General features: G+C 39.5%; 33 protein-coding genes. 27 read left to right on the top strand and 6 right to left on the bottom strand.

Annotated features, from left to right (window positions below; genetic code table 11):
• Position 1: 1 nt before the first annotated feature.
• The 22 genes from PH210_RS26270 to PH210_RS26375 all read left to right on the top strand — a co-directional run bounded on the left by PH210_RS26270 (position 2) and on the right by PH210_RS26375 (position 13,314).
• Positions 2-187 (top strand): type Z 30S ribosomal protein S14, encoded by a 186-nt coding sequence (locus PH210_RS26270; protein WP_034676107.1) that lies wholly within the window; start codon positions 2-4, stop codon positions 185-187.
• A gap of 30 nt (positions 188-217) precedes the next feature.
• A complete protein-coding gene (rpsH, locus tag PH210_RS26275) occupies positions 218-616 on the top strand; it encodes a 30S ribosomal protein S8 (protein WP_223595849.1) in 399 nt (132 codons plus the stop codon).
• A gap of 31 nt (positions 617-647) precedes the next feature.
• Positions 648-1,184: a 50S ribosomal protein L6 gene (gene rplF, locus PH210_RS26280; RefSeq protein WP_289989310.1), complete on the top strand. Its 537-nt coding sequence runs from the start codon at positions 648-650 to the stop codon at positions 1,182-1,184.
• A 32-nt stretch (positions 1,185-1,216) separates the two neighbouring features.
• On the top strand, positions 1,217-1,579 hold the full coding sequence (gene rplR, locus PH210_RS26285) for a 50S ribosomal protein L18 (protein ID WP_289989311.1): 363 nt from the start codon (positions 1,217-1,219) through the stop codon (positions 1,577-1,579).
• Between the two features lie 24 nt (positions 1,580-1,603).
• Positions 1,604-2,104: a 30S ribosomal protein S5 gene (gene rpsE / locus PH210_RS26290; protein ID WP_223595843.1), complete on the top strand. Its 501-nt coding sequence runs from the start codon at positions 1,604-1,606 to the stop codon at positions 2,102-2,104.
• Between the two features lie 13 nt (positions 2,105-2,117).
• The gene (gene rpmD, locus PH210_RS26295; RefSeq protein ID WP_223595841.1) at positions 2,118-2,297 is read left to right on the top strand and encodes a 50S ribosomal protein L30; all 180 of its coding nucleotides are present in this window, start codon (positions 2,118-2,120) and stop codon (positions 2,295-2,297) included.
• A 32-nt stretch (positions 2,298-2,329) separates the two neighbouring features.
• The gene (rplO, locus tag PH210_RS26300; protein WP_223595839.1) at positions 2,330-2,770 is read left to right on the top strand and encodes a 50S ribosomal protein L15; all 441 of its coding nucleotides are present in this window, start codon (positions 2,330-2,332) and stop codon (positions 2,768-2,770) included.
• Positions 2,770-4,065: a preprotein translocase subunit SecY gene (secY, locus tag PH210_RS26305; protein ID WP_289989312.1), complete on the top strand. Its 1,296-nt coding sequence runs from the start codon at positions 2,770-2,772 to the stop codon at positions 4,063-4,065. The genes rplO and secY overlap by 1 nt, the downstream gene beginning before the upstream one ends.
• 58 nt (positions 4,066-4,123) lie before the next feature.
• A complete protein-coding gene (locus PH210_RS26310) occupies positions 4,124-4,774 on the top strand; it encodes an adenylate kinase (protein WP_289989313.1) in 651 nt (216 codons plus the stop codon).
• A 279-nt stretch (positions 4,775-5,053) separates the two neighbouring features.
• Positions 5,054-5,272: a translation initiation factor IF-1 gene (infA, locus tag PH210_RS26315; protein ID WP_007085268.1), complete on the top strand. Its 219-nt coding sequence runs from the start codon at positions 5,054-5,056 to the stop codon at positions 5,270-5,272.
• Positions 5,273-5,309: 37 nt separating this feature from the next.
• Entirely contained in the window at positions 5,310-5,423 is a 114-nt protein-coding gene (rpmJ, locus tag PH210_RS26320; RefSeq protein ID WP_000868344.1) for a 50S ribosomal protein L36, read from the top strand.
• 23 nt (positions 5,424-5,446) lie between these two features.
• Positions 5,447-5,812, top strand: a complete 366-nt coding sequence (gene rpsM / locus PH210_RS26325) for a 30S ribosomal protein S13 (protein ID WP_166243776.1) — start codon at positions 5,447-5,449, stop codon at positions 5,810-5,812.
• A gap of 21 nt (positions 5,813-5,833) precedes the next feature.
• Positions 5,834-6,223 (top strand): 30S ribosomal protein S11, encoded by a 390-nt coding sequence (rpsK, locus tag PH210_RS26330; protein WP_026574109.1) that lies wholly within the window; start codon positions 5,834-5,836, stop codon positions 6,221-6,223.
• 175 nt (positions 6,224-6,398) lie between these two features.
• Positions 6,399-7,343, top strand: a complete 945-nt coding sequence (locus tag PH210_RS26335) for a DNA-directed RNA polymerase subunit alpha (protein WP_223595916.1) — start codon at positions 6,399-6,401, stop codon at positions 7,341-7,343.
• Between the two features lie 52 nt (positions 7,344-7,395).
• Complete coding sequence (gene rplQ, locus PH210_RS26340) at positions 7,396-7,758, top strand: 50S ribosomal protein L17 (RefSeq protein WP_289989314.1); 363 nt, start codon at positions 7,396-7,398, stop codon at positions 7,756-7,758.
• Positions 7,759-8,104: 346 nt separating this feature from the next.
• Positions 8,105-8,944 (top strand): energy-coupling factor ABC transporter ATP-binding protein, encoded by an 840-nt coding sequence (locus PH210_RS26345; RefSeq protein ID WP_289989315.1) that lies wholly within the window; start codon positions 8,105-8,107, stop codon positions 8,942-8,944.
• The gene (locus PH210_RS26350; RefSeq protein WP_289989316.1) at positions 8,920-9,789 is read left to right on the top strand and encodes an energy-coupling factor ABC transporter ATP-binding protein; all 870 of its coding nucleotides are present in this window, start codon (positions 8,920-8,922) and stop codon (positions 9,787-9,789) included. Before PH210_RS26345 ends, PH210_RS26350 begins: the two co-directional genes overlap by 25 nt.
• Positions 9,786-10,583 carry an energy-coupling factor transporter transmembrane component T family protein gene (locus PH210_RS26355; RefSeq protein WP_289989317.1) on the top strand — a complete coding sequence of 266 codons (798 nt, stop codon included), beginning with the start codon at positions 9,786-9,788 and terminating at the stop codon, positions 10,581-10,583. The genes PH210_RS26350 and PH210_RS26355 overlap by 4 nt, the downstream gene beginning before the upstream one ends.
• A gap of 12 nt (positions 10,584-10,595) precedes the next feature.
• The gene (gene truA / locus PH210_RS26360; protein ID WP_289989318.1) at positions 10,596-11,345 is read left to right on the top strand and encodes a tRNA pseudouridine(38-40) synthase TruA; all 750 of its coding nucleotides are present in this window, start codon (positions 10,596-10,598) and stop codon (positions 11,343-11,345) included.
• 238 nt (positions 11,346-11,583) lie between these two features.
• A complete protein-coding gene (rplM, locus tag PH210_RS26365; protein ID WP_223595827.1) occupies positions 11,584-12,021 on the top strand; it encodes a 50S ribosomal protein L13 in 438 nt (145 codons plus the stop codon).
• A gap of 20 nt (positions 12,022-12,041) precedes the next feature.
• A complete protein-coding gene (gene rpsI, locus PH210_RS26370; protein WP_098533175.1) occupies positions 12,042-12,434 on the top strand; it encodes a 30S ribosomal protein S9 in 393 nt (130 codons plus the stop codon).
• Between the two features lie 166 nt (positions 12,435-12,600).
• Positions 12,601-13,314: an SH3 domain-containing protein gene (locus PH210_RS26375; RefSeq protein WP_289989319.1), complete on the top strand. Its 714-nt coding sequence runs from the start codon at positions 12,601-12,603 to the stop codon at positions 13,312-13,314.
• Between the two features lie 165 nt (positions 13,315-13,479).
• Here the strand turns inward: PH210_RS26375 and PH210_RS26380 are convergent, their stop codons facing one another.
• The 4 genes from PH210_RS26380 to PH210_RS26395 form a co-directional block, all read right to left on the bottom strand.
• Positions 13,480-14,544 (bottom strand): Ger(x)C family spore germination protein, encoded by a 1,065-nt coding sequence (locus PH210_RS26380; RefSeq protein WP_289989320.1) that lies wholly within the window; start codon positions 14,542-14,544, stop codon positions 13,480-13,482.
• Positions 14,541-15,629 (bottom strand): GerAB/ArcD/ProY family transporter, encoded by a 1,089-nt coding sequence (locus tag PH210_RS26385; RefSeq protein WP_289989321.1) that lies wholly within the window; start codon positions 15,627-15,629, stop codon positions 14,541-14,543. The genes PH210_RS26380 and PH210_RS26385 overlap by 4 nt, the downstream gene beginning before the upstream one ends.
• Positions 15,630-15,646: 17 nt before the next feature.
• Complete coding sequence (locus tag PH210_RS26390) at positions 15,647-17,137, bottom strand: spore germination protein (protein WP_289989322.1); 1,491 nt, start codon at positions 17,135-17,137, stop codon at positions 15,647-15,649.
• A 100-nt stretch (positions 17,138-17,237) separates the two neighbouring features.
• The gene (locus tag PH210_RS26395) at positions 17,238-17,606 is read right to left on the bottom strand and encodes an SET domain-containing protein (protein WP_289989323.1); all 369 of its coding nucleotides are present in this window, start codon (positions 17,604-17,606) and stop codon (positions 17,238-17,240) included.
• Positions 17,607-17,755: 149 nt separating this feature from the next.
• On the opposite strand from PH210_RS26395, the gene PH210_RS26400 reads away from it, so the two are divergent.
• The 3 genes from PH210_RS26400 to salA all read left to right on the top strand — a co-directional run bounded on the left by PH210_RS26400 (position 17,756) and on the right by salA (position 20,185).
• Complete coding sequence (locus PH210_RS26400; RefSeq protein ID WP_289989324.1) at positions 17,756-18,199, top strand: YbaK family protein; 444 nt, start codon at positions 17,756-17,758, stop codon at positions 18,197-18,199.
• A gap of 70 nt (positions 18,200-18,269) precedes the next feature.
• Positions 18,270-18,992, top strand: a complete 723-nt coding sequence (gene cwlD / locus PH210_RS26405; protein ID WP_289989325.1) for an N-acetylmuramoyl-L-alanine amidase CwlD — start codon at positions 18,270-18,272, stop codon at positions 18,990-18,992.
• A gap of 140 nt (positions 18,993-19,132) precedes the next feature.
• The gene (salA, locus tag PH210_RS26410; RefSeq protein WP_289989326.1) at positions 19,133-20,185 is read left to right on the top strand and encodes an iron-sulfur carrier protein/transcriptional regulator SalA; all 1,053 of its coding nucleotides are present in this window, start codon (positions 19,133-19,135) and stop codon (positions 20,183-20,185) included.
• Positions 20,186-20,236: 51 nt separating this feature from the next.
• Here salA and gerD read toward each other — a convergent pair whose 3' ends face one another.
• On the bottom strand, positions 20,237-20,860 hold the full coding sequence (gene gerD / locus PH210_RS26415; RefSeq protein WP_289989327.1) for a spore germination lipoprotein GerD: 624 nt from the start codon (positions 20,858-20,860) through the stop codon (positions 20,237-20,239).
• Positions 20,861-21,008: 148 nt separating this feature from the next.
• Between gerD and PH210_RS26420 the strand changes: the two genes are divergently transcribed.
• Positions 21,009-21,680 (top strand): KinB-signaling pathway activation protein, encoded by a 672-nt coding sequence (locus PH210_RS26420; protein WP_289989328.1) that lies wholly within the window; start codon positions 21,009-21,011, stop codon positions 21,678-21,680.
• Positions 21,681-21,870: 190 nt separating this feature from the next.
• Here PH210_RS26420 and pdaB read toward each other — a convergent pair whose 3' ends face one another.
• Positions 21,871-22,623, bottom strand: coding sequence for a polysaccharide deacetylase family sporulation protein PdaB (gene pdaB, locus PH210_RS26425; protein ID WP_289989329.1), 753 nt, complete (start codon positions 22,621-22,623; stop codon positions 21,871-21,873).
• A gap of 139 nt (positions 22,624-22,762) precedes the next feature.
• Here pdaB and PH210_RS26430 point away from each other — a divergent pair, with 139 nt between their 5' ends.
• The gene (locus PH210_RS26430) at positions 22,763-22,993 is read left to right on the top strand and encodes a hypothetical protein (protein WP_289989330.1); all 231 of its coding nucleotides are present in this window, start codon (positions 22,763-22,765) and stop codon (positions 22,991-22,993) included.
• The last annotated feature ends 298 nt before the right edge of the window (positions 22,994-23,291 follow it).

Below are 23,291 nucleotides of genomic sequence, written 5' to 3' on the forward strand. Positions count from 1 at the left end.
CGTGGCTAAAAAGTCAATGATTGCGAAACAAAAACGCACGCCTAAATATGCTGTACAAGAGTACACTCGCTGCGAACGTTGCGGCCGTCCACACTCTGTATACCGTAAATTTAAGCTTTGCCGTATTTGTTTCCGTGAATTAGCATACAAAGGACAAATTCCTGGTGTTAAAAAAGCTAGCTGGTAAAACCCAGAGTTGTGGAAGGAGGTAAAAATAATGGTCATGACAGATCCAATTGCAGATATGCTTACTCGCATTCGTAATGCGAACATGGTACGTCACGAAAAGTTAGAAGTACCTGCTTCTAATATGAAAAAAGAAATCGCTGAAATCTTAAAGCGTGAAGGTTTCGTACGTGACGTTGAGTTTATCGACGACAACAAACAAGGTATCATCCGTATCTTCTTAAAGTACGGTACAAATAATGAGCGTGTTATTACTGGTCTTAAGCGCATAAGTAAGCCTGGTCTTCGTGTTTATGCAAAATCTACTGAGGTACCACGTGTTCTTAACGGTCTTGGTATCGCACTAGTATCTACATCACAAGGTGTTATTACAGATAAAGAAGCTCGTGCAAAACAAATCGGTGGAGAAGTTTTAGCATACGTTTGGTAATCGAGTTTTTGAATGAATGGAGGTGCACTAAATGTCTCGCGTAGGAAAAAAACCTATCGAAATTCCAGCAGGAGTTACGGTTACTTTAAATAATAATACAGTTACAGTAAAAGGCCCTAAAGGCGAACTTACTCGTACTTTTAATCCTGAGATTGCGATCACTGTTGAAGAGAACATCATTACAGTGACTCGTCCATCTGATGTAAAAGAAATCCGCGCATTACATGGTACTACTCGTGCTGTGATCGCGAACATGGTTGAAGGTGTTTCCAAAGGCTTCGAAAGAGGTTTAGAATTAATCGGGGTTGGTTACCGTGCTCAAAAGCAAGGTACTAAGCTTGTATTAAACGTTGGTTACTCTCATCCAGTTGAAATGGAACCTGAAAAAGGTCTTGAAATCGAAGTACCCACTAACACAAAGATCATTGTTAAAGGTACTGATAAAGAACGTGTTGGTGCATTAGCTGCCAATATTCGCGGAGTTCGTCCTCCAGAGCCATATAAAGGCAAAGGAATTCGTTACGAAGGCGAATTTGTTCGTCGCAAAGAAGGTAAAACAGGTAAGTAATGCCGCATAGGTAAACGAAAGGAGTGACGTAAATGATTACGAAGCTTGATAAAAACGCTACTCGCAAGAAAAGACATGCTCGTGTTCGTGCGAAACTTAGCGGAACTTCAGCTCGTCCACGTCTAAATGTGTTCCGTTCAAACCAACACATTTATGCTCAAATTATCGATGACATGAATGGAGTTACTTTAGCAAGTGCTTCTACAATAGAAAAAGACTTCGGTCTTGAATCTACAAGCAACGCTCAAGCTGCACAAAAAGTCGGAGAATTAGTTGCTAAACGTGCGGTTGAAAAAGGGATCTCTGCAGTTGTATTTGACCGTGGAGGATACCTATACCATGGACGTATTCAAGCATTAGCTGATGCTGCTCGTGAAAACGGCCTACAATTTTAATAGACAAAGGAGGGACACTTAAAGATGCGTCGTATTGATCCAAACAAACTTGAACTTGAAGAACGCGTAGTTACTGTTAACCGTGTTGCGAAGGTTGTTAAAGGTGGACGTCGTTTCCGTTTCTCTGCACTTGTCGTAGTGGGAGATAAAAACGGTCATGTCGGCTTCGGTACTGGTAAAGCCCAAGAGGTACCTGATGCAATTCGTAAAGCTATCGAAGATGCAAAGAAAAACTTAGTGGAAGTACCAATGGTTGGAACTACTGTTCCTCACCAAGTAATTGGACGTTTTGGTGCTGGTGAAATTCTTCTTAAGCCTGCTTCTGAAGGTACAGGAGTTATCGCTGGTGGTCCAGTTCGTGCGGTTCTTGAATTAGCTGGGGTAGCTGATATCCTTTCTAAATCATTAGGCACAAACACTCCAATTAATATGGTACGTGCTACAGTTGATGGTTTAAAACAATTAAAACGTGCTGAAGACGTAGCGAAATTACGTGGTAAATCAGTAGAAGAACTGTTAGGATAAGGGGGGAAATCAAATGGCGAAACTTTTAATTACCCTCAACAAGAGCGTTATAGGTCGCCCTGAGGACCAACGTGCAACAGTTACAGCGCTAGGTTTACGTAAATTAAATCAAACAGTTGAGCACCAAGATAACGCTGCGATTCGCGGTATGATTAACAAAGTTGCTCACCTTGTAACAGTAAAAGAACAATAATCCATTGTTTTCTTTCATAAGGAGGTGCCAATATGAAACTTCATGAATTAAAACCTGCCGAAGGTTCTCGTAAAGAGCGCAAACGTTTAGGACGCGGGATCGGTTCTGGCCAAGGAAAGACTGCAGGTAAAGGTCATAAAGGTCAAAACGCTCGTTCTGGCGGCGGTGTACGTGTTGGTTTTGAGGGTGGTCAAACACCTTTATTCCGTCGTTTACCAAAACGCGGATTCACGAACATTAGCCGTAAAGAATACGCAGTTGTGAACCTTGATGCATTAAACCGCTTTGAAGAAGGTACAGAAGTTACTCCAGAACTTCTTATCGAAACAGGCGTTGTAAGTAACGAAAAAGCAGGAATTAAAGTTCTTGCAAAAGGGAACGTAGAGAAAAAGCTGACTGTGAAAGCTCACAAATTCTCCTCTGCTGCTAAGGAAGCTATCGAAGCTGCTGGTGGAACTACTGAGGTGATCTAATGTTCCAGACAATCTCCAATTTTATGCGCGTGGGTGAGATAAGGAATAAAATTATTTTCACCCTTTTAATGTTAGTCGTTTTTCGACTAGGTACATTTATCCCTGTACCGAATGTAAATGCTGAGGTTCTTGCTAATCAGGATAAGCTAAGTGTTTTCGGGATTTTAAATACCTTTGGCGGTGGAGCGTTGAAACAATTCTCCATCTTTGCAATGGGTATCATGCCGTATATCACTGCTTCGATTATCATTCAGCTTTTACAGATGGATGTTGTTCCGAAATTTACGGAATGGTCCAAGCAAGGGGAATCAGGGCGTCGTAAGATTGCTCAGTTCACTCGTTATTTCACTGTTGTGCTTGGATTTATCCAAGCATTAGGTATGTCATATGGCTTTAATAATTTAGCCAATGGCCAACTAATTGAAAACCCTGGAATCGGAACTTATCTATTGATTGCTACAGTTTTAACTGCTGGTACTTCTTTCTTGATGTGGTTAGGTGAGCAAATTACCACGAAGGGTGTCGGAAATGGTATCTCGATCATTATCTTCGCTGGTATTGTTGCTGCCATTCCTAACACAGTTAATCAAATTTATGTCCAACAGTTCGAAAATGCAGGAGAAGCTTTGTTCCTACGTATAGTTACGGTCGCATTAATAGTTCTTGCTATTATTGCCATTGTTGTTGGAGTTATTTTCATCCAGCAAGCAACACGTAAAATTCCTATTCAATATGCGAAACGCGTTGTAGAAGGACGCAATCCGGTTGGTGGCCAATCCACTCATATGCCGTTAAAAGTTAACGCAGCCGGTGTTATCCCTGTTATCTTTGCCGTTTCATTCATCGTAACGCCAAGAACTGTTGCATCATTCTTTCCAACGAATGATGTCACACTCTGGATTACAAAAGTATTTGACTATTCTCATCCAATTGGGATGACTCTTTATGCAGCATTAATTATCGCGTTTACTTATTTCTATGCCTTTATCCAAGTTAACCCTGAACAAGCAGCGGAAAACTTACAAAAGCAAAGCGGCTATATTCCTGGCATACGTCCTGGTAAGAGCACGCAAGAATACTTAACACGCGTCTTATATCGTTTAACATTTGTTGGTGCGATCTTCTTATCTGTTATTGCGGTTCTTCCTGTTTTATTCATTAAATTAGCGAATTTGCCACAATCGGCACAAATAGGCGGAACAAGCTTGCTCATCGTTGTCGGTGTTGCACTTGAAACGATGAAACAACTTGAAGCACAACTTGTTAAACGTCACTATAAAGGTTTTATAAAGTAAAAGGTTTTGGGGACCTATTGGCCCCTGAAACCAAATATAGCACGAGGGGGGAACACGTGTGAATTTAGTATTAATGGGGCTTCCGGGTGCTGGAAAAGGTACTCAGGCTGAAAGAATCGTAGAGCAATACGGCATCCCTCATATCTCAACTGGAGATATGTTCCGTGCAGCGATGAAAGAAGGAACTGAACTAGGATTACAAGCAAAATCCTTCATGGACAAAGGTGAACTTGTTCCTGATGAAGTAACAATCGGCATTGTTCGTGAACGATTAAGCAAAGATGACTGTGAAAAAGGCTTTTTGCTGGATGGCTTTCCTAGAACAGTACCTCAAGCAGATGCGTTGGAAAACTTACTAGTTGATTTAAACAAAAAAATTGACTATGTAATCAATATTAACGTTGATAAAAGTATATTAATGGAACGTTTGACTGGACGTCGGATTTGTAAAGACTGCGGCTCCACTTATCATCTAGTATTTAATCCCCCTGCCAACGAAGGTACATGCGACAAGTGTGGCGGCGAGCTTTATCAAAGAGCTGATGATAATGCGGAAACAGTTCAAAACCGTTTAGACGTCAACATCAAACAACAAGAGCCATTACTAACTTTTTATGAAACAAAAGGCTATCTCCGCACGATTGATGGTCAACAGGATATTCGCAAAGTTTTTGCTGACATCGAGCAATTACTTGAGGATTTACGTTAATGGTCATTAGCAACACCGGGCGGGCGACTCTCGAACATCTCTTCAAAAGAAAACAAAAGTATGTGGGAGAAAATGGCTTTTCTATTGTACTTAGTATGTAGGACCGAGAGTTGGGCAAGACTTACATGAGGACTGATAAATTCCTAAAAATGTAGAATTTACTTGCGGACAGATGCTGTACAATATGTTAAAATTTTAAGGTTGCTATTGTTGTACCTATTAGAAGATTAATTTTACATTTTCGAATACTATTTTTGAATAGAGAAGGGAGACGAGTTGATGGCCAAGGATGATGTAATTGAAATTGAGGGTAAAGTCATTGAAACTTTGCCAAATGCGATGTTTAAGGTAGAATTAGAAAATGGTCATACTGTGCTGGCTCATGTTTCTGGTAAGATCCGCATGCACTTCATCAGGATTCTTCCTGGAGACAAGGTTACTGTTGAGCTTTCTCCATATGACTTGACACGCGGAAGAATTACTTACCGCTTCAAATAATTCGCTTGCACTCCGTACTACTAAGGAGGTTAGGATAATGAAAGTAAGACCATCTGTTAAACCGATCTGCGAAAAGTGCAAAGTTATCCGTAGACGCGGAAAAGTTATGGTTATCTGTGAAAACCCTAAACATAAACAAAAACAAGGTTAATCATTGAAGGAGGTGCGCTCATTATGGCACGTATTGCTGGTGTAGATATTCCACGTGAAAAGCGTGTAGTTATCTCTTTAACTTACATTTATGGTATTGGTAAAAATACTGCACAAAAGGTATTAGCAGAAGCTGGCGTTTCTGAAAATACTCGTGTACGTGATTTAACAGAAGACGAATTAAACAAAATCCGTGACATCATCGACAAATTAAAAGTCGAAGGTGATCTTCGCCGTGAAATTTCTCTTAACATTAAGCGTTTAATGGAAATCGGCTGCTACCGCGGATTACGTCATCGTCGTGGTTTACCGGTTCGTGGACAAAATACGAAAAACAACGCTCGTACACGCAAAGGTCCTCGTAAGACTGTTGCGAACAAGAAGAAGTAATCGGCAAAGGAGGTTATTTAAATGGCACGTAAAACTAATACACGTAAGCGTCGTGTTAAAAAGAATATTGAATCAGGGATTGCTCATATCCGATCAACTTTCAACAACACGATCGTAACAATCACTGATGTTCATGGTAATGCAATTTCTTGGTCAAGTGCTGGTGCGCTTGGATTTAAAGGTTCTCGTAAATCTACTCCATTCGCAGCACAAATGGCAGCTGAAACTGCAGCTAAGACATCCATTGAACATGGTATGAAAACTTTAGAAGTTACTGTTAAAGGACCTGGTGCAGGCCGTGAAGCTGCTATCCGTGCTCTTCAAGCTGCTGGTCTTGAAGTAACTGCTATTAAAGACGTTACACCTGTTCCTCATAATGGATGCCGTCCACCAAAACGTCGTCGCGTTTAATTTTTCTGTATAGATTTTGTATCATATGTCTATAATGGGATATGATATTAAAATTTGGCAACATACAGAAGATTTATTCCAGTTGTTGTGCACAAAACGGGAACGTAAACATGGGGGAAATTTCGGTTAGCTGACTACCTAATCGAGTTTCGACGTTTTGAAGGAGGGTTAATGGATGATCGAAATAGAAAAACCAAAAATCGAAACGGTTGAGATCAACGATGATGCCAAGTATGGCAAGTTCGTCGTAGAACCACTTGAGCGCGGATATGGTACTACTTTGGGTAACTCCTTACGTCGTATCCTATTATCTTCACTCCCAGGTGCCGCTGTTACATCGATTCAAATCGATGGGGTACTTCATGAGTTCTCAACAATTGAAGGCGTCGTAGAGGATGTAACATCCATCATTTTAAACATTAAAAAGCTAGCTTTAAAAATCTACTCTGATGAAGAAAAATCACTTGAAATTGATGTGCAAGGTGAAGGACCTGTAAAAGCAAGCAACATTACCCATGACAGTGATGTTGAGATTTTAAATCCAGATCTTCATATTGCAACATTAGCGTCAAATGGCCATCTTCGCATGCGTTTAACAGCTAAACGTGGTCGTGGTTATACACCGGCTGATCAGAATAAGAGAGAAGATCAACCAATTGGTGTAATTCCAATTGACTCTATTTATACGCCTGTTGCTCGTGTGGCTTTCCAGGTAGAAAATACACGTGTTGGCCAAATGTCAAATTATGATAAGCTTACGCTTGATGTTTGGACAGATGGAAGCACTGGGCCAAAAGAAGCGATTGCTCTAGGTTCAAAAATTTTGACCGAGCATTTGAACATCTTTGTTGGTTTAACTGATGAAGCGCAAAATGCTGAAATCATGATTGAAAAAGAAGAAGACCAAAAAGAAAAGGTTCTAGAGATGACTATTGAGGAACTTGATCTTTCGGTTCGTTCTTATAACTGCTTGAAGCGTGCTGGAATCAACACTGTTCAGGAATTAGCTAATAAGACTGAAGAAGATATGATGAAAGTTCGTAACTTAGGCCGTAAATCACTTGAAGAAGTGAAGGCAAAACTAGAAGAGCTTGGATTAGGCTTGCGCAAAGACGACTAGTCAAGCGCTACGATAATCCGTTTTATGACTTCAACAAAGGAGGGAACCCTTCATGGCATACAGAAAGTTAGGACGCACAAGTGCACAGCGTAAAGCTATGCTACGTGATTTAACTACAGATTTAATTATCAACGAGCGCATCGAAACAACTGAAACTCGCGCAAAAGAACTTCGTGTGACAGTTGAAAAAATGATCACTTTAGGTAAGCGCGGCGATTTACATGCTCGTCGTCAAGCATCTTCTTACGTTCGTAACGAAGTTGCTAATGCTGAAAACGGTCAAGATGCAGTACAAAAACTTTTCGCTGATATCGCTCCACGTTACCAAGAGCGTCAAGGTGGATACACTCGTATTATGAAACTTGGACCTCGCCGCGGTGACGGTGCGCCAATGGTTATTATCGAGTTAGTTTAATACCTTTTAACAGACAACAAGGGCGCTGGACAGTTTACAAACAAACTTGTTCTTTGCCCTTTTTCTGTAAAGTGCAATTCAATACTATATAGTTTTACCAAGCCAAACGAGTGTTATGATGAGCGTGACTCCACTAAAATGGAGCGATGATTTTTTCCCGGAAGGATATCTCTTTTCCTTTTTGCGACTCGTCTAGCTCATGCACCTCCTCCCATTTCTATTATAGAAATCCCTTTATTTGCAGCTTCTGAAACGCAGTGCTGCAACTGGGTCGAGGTGCAGGCTTTTTTTGTATTTAAAAGAATTTCAGAGATGAGTATAGTCTAGCTTAGTGGGGGATTGCTTGATGAAAAAGTCAATAGTATCTCTAAAGGGAGTATCTTTTCAATACGATTCACAAGAGCGCTATGCCCTTAAGAATGTCTCCTTCGACATTTTTGAAGGGGAATGGCTGGCCATTGTCGGGCATAATGGTTCGGGGAAATCGACAATGGCGAAACTTTTAAATGGCTTGCAGTTTCCAAAGGAAGGCGAAATTACTGTTGGCGATGTAAAGTTGAACGAAGAATCAATCTGGGATATTCGCAGAAAAATCGGAATGGTATTTCAAAACCCTGATAATCAGTTTGTTGGGACAACTGTACAGGATGATGTGGCTTTTGGTTTAGAAAATAACGGAATACCAAGAGAAGAAATGGTCATAAGAGTAGAGGACTCTCTCAAAAAAGTTAAAATGGATCAGTTTCTATATCAAGAGCCCCACCATCTATCAGGCGGTCAAAAACAGCGGGTGGCAATCGCAGGAGTACTAGCCTTAAGACCATCGATTATTATTTTAGATGAAGCAACCTCGATGCTTGACCCAAAGGGCAGGGAAGAAGTGTTGGAGACGGTTAGAAGTTTAAAAGAAGAAAAGTTACTAACCGTTATCTCGATTACACATGATTTAGATGAAGCGGCAAAAGCGGACAGAATCATCGTGATGAATAAAGGTGAGGTATTTAAAGAAGGTTCACCAGAAGAGATATTTTCGATGGATGAACAATTGATACAACTTGGGCTGGATATTCCCTTCTCAGTTAAAATGAGCAAAGCATTCCGTCAAAAAGGGATTGATTTATCCAGGCACTATTTATCGGAAGAAGAGTTGGTGAAAGAGCTATGGACATCTCGCTCTCACATGTAGAGTACCGTTATCAAGCAAATACCCCATTTGAACGATTAGCTATTCAAGACGTTTCAATAGATATTCCTTCCGGGACCTATTTGGCACTGATTGGTCATACAGGATCCGGGAAGTCTACTGTGCTGCAGCACTTGAATGCTCTTCTGCAGCCAACAGACGGAATGGTGAAAATTGGGGACAATGAAATAAAAGCGAAACAAAAGAATAAAAATCTCAAACCAGTACGGCAAAAAGTTGGGATTGTCTTTCAGTTCCCGGAGCATCAATTGTTTGAGGAAACGGTTGAAAAAGATATTATTTTTGGGCCGCTTAATTTTGGAGTTACCGAAGAAGAGGCAAAAAGACGCGCACGCGTTGCGCTAAAACAAGTGGGACTTAGTGAAGAAATTTTACAAAAGTCACCGTTTGACCTGTCAGGCGGTCAAATGCGCCGCGTAGCCATTGCTGGTGTACTGGCGATGGAACCGGAAGTCATTGTCTTGGACGAGCCTACCGCAGGTTTAGATCCTCGCGGCCGAAAAGAAATAATGGATATGTTCTATCAACTTCATCAGGATAGAGGGCTTTCTACGATCCTTGTGACCCACAGTATGGAGGATGCCGCACGATATGCCGACCAAATTGTGATTATGCAACAAGGCAAGGTCGCCAAAAAAGGGTCACCAGAGGAGATTTTCTCTAGCCCTGTGGAATTAGTGCAAATGGGATTGGATGTTCCAGAAGTGGTTCGTTTCCAGTTAAAGGTTGAGGAAAAAATGGGCATGAAATTAGATAGAATTTATCTTTCTATTGACGAGTTATCATCTGCAGTTTCTGACTTTTTAAGCAGAGGTGTCCGCTCATGATGGAAAAAATGATTTTTGGCCGTTATGTTCCAGCAGATTCGGTCCTTCACAAGATGGATCCACGTTCAAAATTGATTCTCATTTTTTTATTTGTTTGTATCATTTTTCTCGCTAATAACGTTGTAACCTATGCACTTATTGGAATTTATACGTTTTTAATGCTTGGGTTATCAAGGATACCTATTCGCTTTTTATATGGTGGTCTTAAACCTGTGCTGTGGCTTGTTTTATTTACGTTAGTCCTGCAGCTGTTATTTACAAAACAAGGCGCAGTCATTTTTGAATTAGGTCCGGTGAAAATTTATGAGGAAGGCTTACGGCAGGGGATTTTTATTTCCTTACGCTTCTTCTTCTTAATTTTAATGACGTCCTTATTAACCTTAACGACCACGCCGATTGAGATTACAGATGGGCTTGAAACATTGCTGCATCCATTAAAAAAGGTTCGGTTTCCTGTTCATGAAATGGCGTTAATGATGTCGATTTCTTTACGGTTTATTCCGACGCTCATGGAGGAAACGGACAAGATTATGAAGGCGCAAATTGCCCGTGGCGTGGAATTTGCCAGCGGACCCTTTAAAGAAAGAATCAAAGCAGTCATTCCCCTGCTTATCCCTTTATTCGTGAGTTCCTTTAAGCGGGCAGAAGAGCTTGCTATTGCGATGGAGGCAAGAGGCTATCGCGGCGGCGAAGGACGGACGAAATACCGCCAATTAAGCTGGCATATGGCAGATTCCTTGCAGCTTATGATTTTAGTCGTTTTATCGGTATTATTATTTTTATTACGTTCATAATGGGGCGAATTCATGCAAAGGTATAAATGCATCCTATCCTATGATGGCTCGGGTTTTTCCGGTTACCAGGTTCAGCCAAATAAGCGGACTGTGCAATTAGAGCTAGAAACTGTTTTAGCAAAAATGCATAAGGGTGTGCCGGTAAAGGTATCAGGATCAGGCAGAACGGATGCTGGTGTTCACGCAAAAGGTCAGGTCATTCATTTTGATTCAGCCCTTTCGATTCCGGATAGAAAATGGGAGATGGCGTTAAATTCCATGCTGCCGTCCGATATTTCGGTGCTTTCGGTAGAGAAAGTGAACGAGTCCTTCCATGCTCGTTTTGATGCGGCAGGAAAGGAATACCGTTATCTAATACATCTTTCTTCTAAACGGGACCCGTTCCAGCGGAATTTTGCATATCAGTATCCATATGTATTAGACGTCGATGCCATGAAACAAGCTAGTAAATACTTGCTTGGTACCCATGACTTTACGAGTTTTTGTGCTTCGAAAACAGAAGTAATAGACAAAGTCCGTACGATAGAAACCATTGATTTTGTAGTGGATGGCGACTTACTAGTGATTCATTTCGTAGGGAATGGCTTTTTATATAATATGGTTAGGATATTGGTAGGGACATTACTAGAAGTTGGAGCTGGTAATCGCTCGCCGTCGGATATGGCTGAAATCATAGCTGGCCAAGACCGGTGCCTAGCCGGAAAAACCGCACCTGCACATGGTTTGTATCTTTGGGAAGTTTTTTATAATAAAACAACCTAACCTGGTGTAACATTCCCTTGACATTTTGACTGTGATTGATTAATATATTACATGTGCGTGTTTTTAATCCCACGATAAAGCCCCGGAAAGTCTTCATCGTGATTGAAAATATATGATTTTTGAAACTTGAGCGCACGTCAGGCCTCGGTCGTTTATTCCCGGAACAGAATGGAACGCGCGAAGGCGTTGACAGTGCGAAAATAATAACACTTAACGGATTTAATTAGGAGGGAAACTCATGCGTACAACGTTTATGGCAAATGCCAACAATATCGAGCGTAAATGGTACGTAATTGATGCTGAAGGCAAAACTCTTGGTCGTCTTGCTTCTGAAGTAGCATCAATCTTACGTGGTAAAAACAAACCAACTTTTACACCACATGTTGACACTGGTGATCATGTTATCATTCTTAACGCTTCTAAAGTAGAATTAACTGGTAAGAAATTAACTGACAAGATCTACTACCGTCACAGCTTACACCCAGGTGGTTTAAAGCAAAGAACGGCTCTTGAAATGCGTACAAACTATGCTGAGAAAATGATCGAGCTTGCTGTTAAAGGCATGCTTCCAAAGAATTCTCTTGGCCGCCAAATGTTCAAAAAATTACACGTATATGCTGGTGCAGAACATCCACACCAAGCACAAAAACCTGAAGTTTACGAACTTCGCGGTTAATTAAGAGGGAGGGAATTAACTTGGCACAAGTTCAATATATTGGTACTGGTCGTCGTAAGAGCTCTGTCGCACGTGTGCGCTTAGTTCCAGGTACAGGTAAAATTGTTGTTAACGGTCGTGAAATCGAAGATTATATCCCATTTGAAGCTTTACGTGTTGTTGTAAGACAACCATTAGTAGCTACTGAAACAGTAGGCAGCTACGATGTTCTTGTAAACGTAAGCGGCGGTGGATACACTGGTCAAGCTGGCGCAATCCGCCACGGTATTGCTCGCGCATTACTACAAGCTGACCCTGAATTCCGTCCAACATTAAAGCGCGCTGGACTATTAACTCGTGATGCACGTATGAAAGAGCGTAAGAAATACGGTCTTAAAGGTGCTCGTCGTGCGCCTCAGTTCTCAAAGCGTTAATTTGCACAAAATCAAAGACTCCCTGCCTAATGGCTGGGAGTCTTTTTTATGGTTATTAACGTTGTGAAAGCATTTGGGAAGAAAGAATTGTTTTTTGTATCGCATGGCGATATATATTGCAATTAACCTTAAAAACAGTCATATTTAATAATAAAGGAGGTCCGATATGCGACGTGATATACAACCGAATGAAAGAGCTTTTTCTACCAAGGAAGCGGCAGAAGAAGTAGGAATTGCAACACCAACTGTTCGAAAGTATGGCCAGATCTTAGAGCGGAATGGTTATGAGTTTTTGAAAGATGGCGATCGTCGAATCTTTGTTCAATCTGACATCGGAGTGCTTATAGCGTTACGCGATACGGACAAGCCCCTCGACGAAACAGCGAAAGACATTGTAAACCAACAAAAGGAAAGAATAAAAGATTCTACTGAAACTGAGATGGCGCTTTCCATTCCATACGGAAATTTACCCCAAGACCCTAATCAATTAAAAGAAATCTTAATGTTTTTAGTTAATGAAGTTGCAGCCACACGCGAAGTGAATGCTCAATTAACGAACGATTTATCTCAGCTTAAAACACATGTATCCCGTCTCCAGCAGGATCATCATGTTATAAGTTCAAATATTGCAAATTCAGCTCAAAAGACCATTACTAAAATTGAAAAATTATCTGAACAACAAAATACTCATTACGAAACGTTACTACAGCATGAAAAAGAAAAAAGTGAATTCTTACAAAAAGAGATACAGAATTTGCGAGATGAACAGAGTAAAGAATGGATTTCACAAAATGAATTTAATAAACGTTTAGAAGAAGCGATACAAAAACAAAAACCAAAAGAAAAATGGTGGGGGCTTTTCTCCATATTCCAAAAATAAAAGTGCCTACATAAGGCATTTTTTGTTTTGTATCGCTTAGCAATATAACAGTAATTTTCTGTTTTCGACTTTAAAGGGTCCCTATTTTTCAAATTCCAACAAATTCCCGGGAAATATCAACAAAATCTGTAGTGATAATTCGACAAAAATTTATTTTATCATTAATTACTCAATTACCCCAGATTCCGTTATCATTACATTCGCTTTGATATTTACTTTTAAATGGGGATAATCTGTTTTCCACTTTTCAAAATTGAATTTTCTTGTTTTGCTTTTTACAAAATGGCCATAACCGACGGGATCGATATTTTTTTTCTGAAACCTATTGGTTAATAAGGTACATTCCTTTTCAATATTTTTTTGCAGTATTTTTTCGATTTCCTTAATATCCTTAGGGGTAACACGTTTGCCCGAATATTCATTTAAAATAGCATTAACCTTAAGCTTTACATTTACAGTAAATGGCTTTCTAGTAGAAAGCTGCATTTTGTATTTGGAACGAATGCTTTCAATGGCCGCTCTTTCTTTTTTATGGGTGACCTTTAACGTTCCACGACTATATTTGTCCACGAGCAGCTTAAAGTAAAACATTTTCGAAGCGGGAATCGTATCGACAACATGACCGTATCTAAAAAAGCTAATACCGCTTATTTCAATCTGATCCTTGCTGATCTTTCTTAATTCTGGAAGATATGGTGTTTTTCCTAACTGATTAAAATCAAATAAAAAACGATGAAGGTTTGTTTTCGGTATATCTTTGTTTTTCATATTATGGCGTATGAGGTTCGATAAATAAATCGCATTTCCTCTTTTTCCGTACTGACCTTCAAGTATATCCTTTGCTTCACCCTTTGCTGTTGCAAGGTATAAGCCAGCGCCTATACTAGGGTCCCGCTGAAACGAATCAATCAAATCTAAAATTCCATTTTCTTTCGCAAGACTTTCACCAAAGAGAACTACTTTTAGGCTTCCCGTGACTAGTGGATCTGATGATTGGCGCTGTACATCCCTTAGAAAGTCTCTACTTAAATTTGAAGAAGCAGAAAAGGTTTTATTCTGAACCTCTTTATTTGGCAAATAGATAGGTACTAAGGCAGTGCCTTTTATTTTTCCATCGACATAATCATAGGCACTCCCAGATTCTAGATTGACATCATCCAAAATCTCTTTTTGTACACATCCTATCAAAACAGTAAAGACCATTAAAATTACAAACACATTTTTAATCATTTTTTTTTCACCTTCTTCACTATCAACACAAGAAAAAAGAGCAGTGGAATGTAGCCATAGTTAATATAAAAGGCAATTTTACCCGTATAGTCGATAAGGGTGTTTATTTGAACACGTGACTTAAATAGGTTAATGGTAATTAAAACTATTAATGATGTGAGTATGACGCCATGCTTTTGTTTTATTTTTGTTACCCTTTTTAGGATCCTGCTGGCACACCAAAGGGCAATGCAAAAATTGGGAAGAATGACGATATTCCAATTGGCAATTCCAATGTATTCAAACCGTTCCACAAAAGGCATCTCAACAATTTTCCACATTGTTAAAGTGGCCCAAATACTCTTCTGAAGCTGCCCTTCTGAAAAATAGGCAAAAGTTAACAATGTTAGAGATGTATAAAGAAAGGTGGTAAAAAGCACACCCAGATGGGCCCACTTCTTTGATTTTTGTGGATCTTTAATATATGGATAAAAAAATAACAATATCTCATAGCCAAGATAGGTAAGGGACATATGATAGGACGCCATGACTAAATCCTTTATGGAATGGTCAAAGATCGGCTGTAAATTTTTAATATCCGCATAAGGGATAGTGAAGAAAAAAGAGAATAGTAAATATGCCGGAAGAACGACGCCAAAGAATGCCACGCCTGTTACTGTTCTAAATCCTCCGAAAATGATATAGATAGCTAACACACAAAAGGCTAAAGAATACCAAAACGTACTCATATCCTGAAACATCCATACTTGAATGACCTCAATATATGTCCTCAGTATTGTATCAGCGATAAGTAAAAAATAAATCACAAATGGTACGGATAAGAGTTTGCCAATTTTATTACCAAAAACGAAAGATTGAGCGGTAATAATATCCCCCTCTGTTGTTTCAAGAATTTTGTACATCATCCATACAATAATATGGATGCTTAACCCAGCAAAAAGGACAGATATCCATGCATCATACCCGGCAGTCATGGCAATAATTCGCTGATAGCCAAGCACACCGACTCCGAACTGCATCGTGTGAACGAGAAAAAAAACTAAAAAAGGCGATATTTTTGCTTTTTCAGGCACTAATTGTTCCATTGCTCAATATCAGCCTCCTATTCGTCAATATCACTTTTTTTACTTTTTTTACCTGGTGGAGAAAAACGAACAGGATTTTGGGTTCTTAAGGTTTGCGGCCTCATGGATTGTTTGCTAAAAGGTAGTCTAATAAGAGAATCCTTTAGGTCCGTAACTCTTGGCGGATAGATTGGTTCTAAAAAAGGCCTATTAAGGGAAGTAAGCCTTAGTAAGTGTGTCATTAGGAGACAAAAACAAAAAACAATTCCAAGCAGCCCCCAGAGCTCCGCGAAGAATAAAAATGGAAACCGCAATAAACGGATGGCATTGCCCATTTTATAAACCGGTGTTGTAAAAGATGCAAGTGCGGCAAGTGCCACGATAATAAGAAGGACGTTACTTGTTAGTCCTGCTTCAACAGAGGCAGTTCCAATCACGATACCGCCCACGATACCGATTGTCTGACCTACTTTTGTCGGAAGACGGGCACCAGCCTCGCGGAGCAATTCAATCGTTAGCTCCAGAAAAAGGGCTTCCAAAATTGGAGGGAGCGGAATTTCCCGACGGGACGTTACTAACGTATTCATTAAATCTTTTGGGATGAGCTCGTAATGGTAAGATAATGTTGCAACATAGACCGGTGTAATCAAAATAGAAAAGGCAACAGCGAAAAGCCGGATGAGTCGGAAAAAAGAGGACAACATCCAATTTAAAAAATAATCCTCAAAAGAACCAAAAAATTCTACTAGCGTTGTCGGAGTGATCAACGCATGTGGAGACCCATCAACAAATATGGCGATTTTACCTTCTGCCAAAATGGCCGTAACCCGGTCTGGACGCTCCGAATCGAGAAGCTGCGGGAAAGGTGAATTTTTATTATCACAAATAAGTTGAACAATATAAGAACTATCCGTAATCGCATCAAATTCTATATTCTTCAGCCGCTCTATAACCGTTTTGACGTTTTCAGGGTCGACAATGCCATCTAGGTATAGAATGGAAATCTTCGTTTTTGAAAGGGATCCAATTGTTAGTTCTTCCGAAATCAGTTCTTTCACTGGAAGCCGTTTGCGAATAAGGTTTACATTTTGATCAATCGATTCGACAAAGGCTTCTTTTGGACCGATTACACTAAATTCCACCTCTGGGGTTGTTACACTTCTGACAATCTCTTTTTGGACTGCCAGAAAGGCAAAATGTTTTTGATCTGATTCAAGTGTTAAAAGAGCATAGCCATTAAACAACTTTTGCTCAATTACACTTGGGTCATCGCTGATTTGCACATCCGTCATTGCAACAAGTTTTTTTAAGTCCTCGATTTTTTCGAATGGTTTTTCAAGCAAATATGGGAGAGCATTATTTTGTAAGATGCTCTCGTCTATGAGAGTGGAAATAAATGATAATGTAAACTGGTTGTTTGTTGGTTGATTAGTATAAGAAACCTTTTTATAGTCCTTGGAACGCTCCAGGTATTGTTCTAGTGATTCTCTATCAACTTGTTGCTCGTGTTTTTTTGAAAACCAACCCATTAGTCGAATCACCTCCGTATACAGCATTACATTTATCTTTTCCTTAAGTGGAAGGATTATGAATTCAAAAGAAAATCCCCCAATCTGGGGGAATCATCATTTATAACACCTCAAACCATAAGGGTGATTGGTCATCAGGGTCTCCATTATAATTAACCAATATTTCTTCGCCTGCTTTAATATCGGTATAAGCATAAAAATTAATTGTATCATTTTTCCTTTTAAATTTATATTTGGCATTTGGTGTGTAAGAATGGTTAAATAACGAACCATAGCCTAATGCGACAGCACGGGCTTTATCATTTTTCCCCCACCAAAATACATAGTTTGACAACACTGTTTTTTTCAAATATTTATACTCTTCATGAGGGACGACAATGATTGGCGAAGCATCTAAGAGTTCACCTTTTTGGATATCCCTGGTCGCAAAAACTCCTCTTCCGTACTTCGATTCTTTTACTTCCAGCACAAGATTTTAGCCTCCGTTCCTTTATATTCCTTATAAAAATATTCAAGATGATAGCCAGTTGTTAATTTTAAAAATTAAAAATTGGAAATATCGTCTTTGCATTTCTTGTGAACGAGGGATAAAGAATAGTTTTAAGAGGTGAAAACGAAGTGACTGTAATAACTACCTTTAAAGAAAAACGACGTGAAAAACAAATAAAATACGAGCGTTCCGTCCTGCGGGATTTATCGATTAATACACTGAAAGAAAGAGTAAAACAGTATTTTGGTTCAACGAATATTGCCTCAAGCATGATCATGAATACGGGAATAGAGGAAGCCTGCTATGATGTCGCCCTTGAAGCTTTTTTATTAGGGGCAAAGTTCAGCAAATTTGGCTACCATGGAGAGAGTATGGAAGACGTAAGGGTACGCTGCTTCCGCGAAGAACAGCATTTAATTGATACGTTATATAACTTTTTACTGTACTGGGGTAATGGCCAAGAAGGAGCCATGAGTGAATCCCTTTATTATTTATGTGAACAATACATCCATGTTTGGTGGAGAGAGGGCTACGAAAAAGGCCAAAGACGTCATAAGCTGAGACTTCATTAGGTGTAATATTTTTCCCACTTGTCCCATATAGTTTATTGAACAGGGACGAGCGGGAAGGAATGATTTGGTGTTGTCAAAGCGCAGATTGAAAATAATCGGTTTTTCGGTGGGTTTACTGATATTATTCCTCATCTTACAGCACGATTTTTCAGAAAATAACTCATGGAAATCCTGGAATCTTCCTTTATCGGGGAAAATCATCTTACTTGATCCAGGCCATGGCGGTCCAGATGGTGGTGCAGGTACCGGGAAAACACTCGAGAAAGATATTGCCTTAGATATTACGTTAAAAGTTAGGGATCTTTTGCAGCAGCAGGGCGCTCTTGTGGTAATGACAAGAGATACAGATAAGGATTTAGCCGATGATGATACAAAGGGTTATAGCCGCAGAAAAGTAGAAGACCTTAAGAAACGATTAAAAATGATTAATGATTCCGATAATGACTTTTTTGTCAGTATCCATTTAAATGCGATTCCTTCCTCAAGATGGAGCGGTGCCCAAACCTTTTATGCTCCGCATCACAAAGAAAATGCAAAAGCAGCTAAATTTATCCAAGAGGAACTCCGTGAAAATCTAGGGAATACCAACCGTAAGGCGAAGCCAATAAGCCAGGTATATATTTTAAAAAATGCAAAAAAACCAGGGGTGCTGGTTGAGGTAGGCTTTCTCTCAAATCCAGCAGAAAAGGAAAACTTGAAAAAGAAATCGTATCAGGAGAAAATAGCGGAATCCATATACCGCGGGATCATCCGTTATTTCACGAATGAAAAAGAATTAAAAGAAACAGATTAAGGGAAGGTGGGAAACACCTTCCGTTTATTTTGGCTTTTTTCATTGATTATTGTTTACCTGTGATTCAATTAACTGATTCTTTGGACATGTATGATATACTTAAAGATGGAAATGAATTCAATTGGTGAGGTGTATACTCAATGTTAACAGAAGCAAGAATCCGTGAGGCCATTGGCAGCCTCAAAGAGCCATTTTTACATAAAAGCTTAGCTGAATTGAATGCAATCGAGGAAATTAAGATTAAAGAAGAAAAAAATCATGTGAGTGTAAAGGTGGGGATTGCCCGTACGGGAACGAGCGAGCAGTTGCAGCTGCAAACACAAATCGTGAATTTAATAAAAGAAGCCGGCGCGGCAACCGTAGGCATTCGCTTTAACGAACTGCCGGAAGAAGTTTTAGCTGCTCACCGAAATGCAGAGCCTGAAAAAGAGAAAAACCTTCTCAATTCAGCCGAGACTACGTTCATTGCTATTGCCAGCGGTAAAGGAGGCGTAGGGAAATCAACAGTATCCGTCAACCTTGCTGTTGCTTTAGCACGCCTAGGTAAAAAGGTAGGACTAATTGACGCCGATATATACGGCTTCAGCGTGCCAGATATGATGGGAATTACGAAGCGCCCTGTTGTTCGAGGAGAAAAGATTATTCCTGTTGAGCGGTTTGGCGTTCAAGTGATTTCTATGGGCTTTTTTGTGGAAGACAACTCCCCAATCATTTGGCGCGGCCCGATGCTTGGCAAGATGTTAAACAGCTTCTTCAATGAAGTAGAGTGGGGAGAAATTGATTATTTACTATTAGACCTGCCGCCAGGAACAGGAGATGTTGCGCTTGATGTTCACACGATGCTTCCAGCATGTAAAGAAATTATCGTAACCACTCCACATCCAACAGCAGCTTTCGTTGCGGCACGCGCTGGGGCGATGGCTCTTCGTACTGAGCATGAAGTCCTTGGGGTCATTGAAAACATGGCATATTTTGAAAGCAAATTAACCGGTGAAAAAGAGTATGTGTTCGGCAAGGGCGGCGGCGATAAGCTTGCTGAGGAATTAAATACCGAGGTTCTTGGCCGCCTGCCTCTTAATCAGCCGGATTGGAATGATGAAGACTTTGCTCCGTCTATCTACCAAGAAGATCATCAAATCGGAAAGATTTATCTAGAAATTGCCGATAAAGTAGTAAGCCTTCTAAAAAAATAATGTCAAAGAAGCCCCTTCGGTTTAACGAAGAGGCTTCTTTTTTTATCTTATTTAAGTGCCGCCTTGACCGCCGGAACCTTGATTGCCGCTGGATTTTTCAGATGACCCGCTTTTACTGCTAGCTTTAGTATTCGCTTCTTCAGCAGCTTTTAGAAGTAACTCTTGAATTTTAGCCTTAAACAATGGACTATCTACTGTTTCGGTTATGACTTTTTGGAGATGTTCGCGATATTCTTTACTTTTTAAGGCATCTGCCATTTCTTTTTGAATCTCAGGTTCTTTAAAAACCTCAATCATCATACCTCTATATTCAGGATCATTCATCAAATCCTTCAATAGTTTTTCATTTTCGGATCTCATGTTTTTCGCAACGCCTTGAGCAAATTTCGGGTCACTAAAAGTCTTTTTCCAAAATTCAGTCGCTTTATCTGAGGTCAGGGTTTGTGAAATGGTGTCGGAAACCACCTTTTGATCCATCACTAGTTTTTCCTTTATGCCATCTTTGGACATAACTTCTTCAATTGCTTTCTTGCCATCATCGGTTTTAAGAATGTCCACTACCATTTTTTTTGTTTCGTCATAATCCACTTGCCCTCCGCTGCTGGTATCAGGAGAAGAACAGCTCGTTAGGAGCACCATGATGGGTAGGAGGAGCAACATACTTTTTGTTTTCATTTACAAGCTCCTTTCACATATGAATCCTTAATTTTATAATGAAGAAAACTTGGAAAGATTATTCGTTGGAACTTTAAAATATGGATTTTTCAAATGTTGATTGGTACAATCATAATGGAATTTATTTTGTACGCTGGAGGTTTATAAGGTGACAAGCCGAAATTTGGTAAGGTTGTTTATGACCACTTTAGTAGTTGGCGGGCTTACGACGGCTATTGTGGGATTGATTGTCCGCTGGAATGAAATGCAGCCATTTTTTGTTGGATTTCAAATAGGCGATATATTGTCGGCGTTAATCTGGTTTATTGTCATGGGGTTTTTATTTAGTGCTATCAGCCAAATGGGCTTTTTTGCATATTTAACGATTCACCGGTTTGGAATTGGAATATTTAAATCTGTTTCCCTCTGGAATGCTGTTCAGGTTGTCCTAATTTTATTTGCTTTGTTTGATTTGGTTTATTTGCGTTATGACAATTTTGCAAAATCTGGACAATCGATAATTCCTTTTTTGGTACCGGCCATAATCCTTTTAGCAATTGGTGCAGTGGCGGCATGGTATAAGATGAAACAGACCAATAAGCAGGCATTTATCCCGGCACTGTTCTTTATGGTCGTGGTAACGATCGTAGAGTGGGTTCCTGTTCTAAGGACAAACTCTAAAAACTGGCTTTTTTTGATGATGTTTGCATTGATGGCCTGTAATGCCTATCAATTGTTAATTCTCCATAAATTGAATACACAATCAGAAAAGGAAAGACAGGAAAGACTTAAACGAAAAGCAAATAGCCCTAAAAAATTAACAAAAAAACCGTCCGTATAAAATGGACGGTTTTTTGTCTAATCGAGGCTCTTTTTGTAAACTATGTTGTTTTTGGGGCTTAATAAAGTGCATTTACTATGTTTGTAGGCAATTTTCGCAAATGTTTTTACGAAAAGATGCCACGAAGCATCTAATTATACGGGTAGATGAACTTATACGAAAAACAACAACAATATTTGCGAAAATAACCTTAATTAATAAACTTCGACTGAACGTCTCCGTTAGCAATCATCTCAGAAACGGAGACGAGCTTTAAGCCTTTTTGACGAATATCCTGAAGAATAAGCGGCAAGGCTTTAGCGGTTTGTTTGGCCGAGTCAGAAGCGTGAAGTAGAACGATATCACCCTTCTCGGCTTTTTTAACATTTGCGACGATCTTGCCAACCCCAGGATTGGTCCAGTCCTTTGAATCCACACGCCAATGAACCATGGTGTATCCATATCTTTTCGCGATTTTTAATGCCCGCTCATCAAAATGCCCTGTCGGCGCACGTAATAATTTAATGTCCTTCACATTTAATTTTACAAAAACTTCCTGGGCTTTGGCAATATCCTTGCCGATCTTTACATCCTCTAAATCACGATAGTCCACATAATCATACCCGAGAATACCGATTTCGAACCCATCTTTGACAATCCTGCTGACAAGATCAGGGTGTCTTTCAGCCCAGGATCCAGACAAAAAGAACGTAGCTGATTTCACATTTTCTTTTTTTAATGTATCTAGAATAGGTTCTGCCTTTTCATCACCCCAGCCAATATTAAAGGTTAGAGCAAGGTCTTTTTCACCGCGATAAACGGCTTTCGGACCCTCTTTCGTTGAAAAGACAGGTATTTGTGCAAGGTTCTCCATATAGAGAAACCATGCAGTAAAAAATGCGGCGATTAAAATGAGAACAACACTCTTTAAGGCCTTTCCGTTTAGTACAACAAAGAAATTCATCATGATCACCTCGTCCAATACCATCCTTGTCTTCAACCTATGCTTGCTTTTTTAAATATATGATTAAAGAATTTTTATTATAAAATTTTCTTAATTGGAAAAAACTACAATAACTAGAAATTTTACTGGGGGTAATTCAATGTTTGGGCTTCTCATCAATGAAAAAGAAGTAAAGGAAATGGAATACCTAATTAAAAGAGAAATGGATGAAATATTATTTGATTTAAGGGACGAACGAATTGATCATATAGTAAAAAATGCTATGGAAGAGCGATATAAAGTACTCTTTACTTTATTTAGAAGGGTTGCGCCACCGAATGATTGTTTAAAATACATGAGAAGAGGTAAGAGGGGCAGAAAAAAAGGATAACTTTTTTTCAAATTGCGTTGACAACGATGAACTATCTTGGTATATTAATAAACGTCGCTGCTGACGTAATGAAATAACTTTTAAAAAAGGTTGTTGACATTACGAAATGCAGATGATATATTTATAAAGTCGCTTTTGAGCGATGGATTGTTCTTTGAAAACTAAACAAACAAAAACGTCAACAAACAATAATATTCGTTTCTAATGAAACGAAGCCAACGTTTTATTTTATGAGCTAATCAACTTTCTTGGAGAGTTTGATCCTGGCTCAGGACGAACGCTGGCGGCGTGCCTAATA

Source organism: Paenibacillus sp. BSR1-1, from assembly GCF_030403775.1.
In the GTDB taxonomy this organism is placed as follows: Bacteria; Bacillota; Bacilli; order Bacillales; family Cytobacillaceae; genus Neobacillus.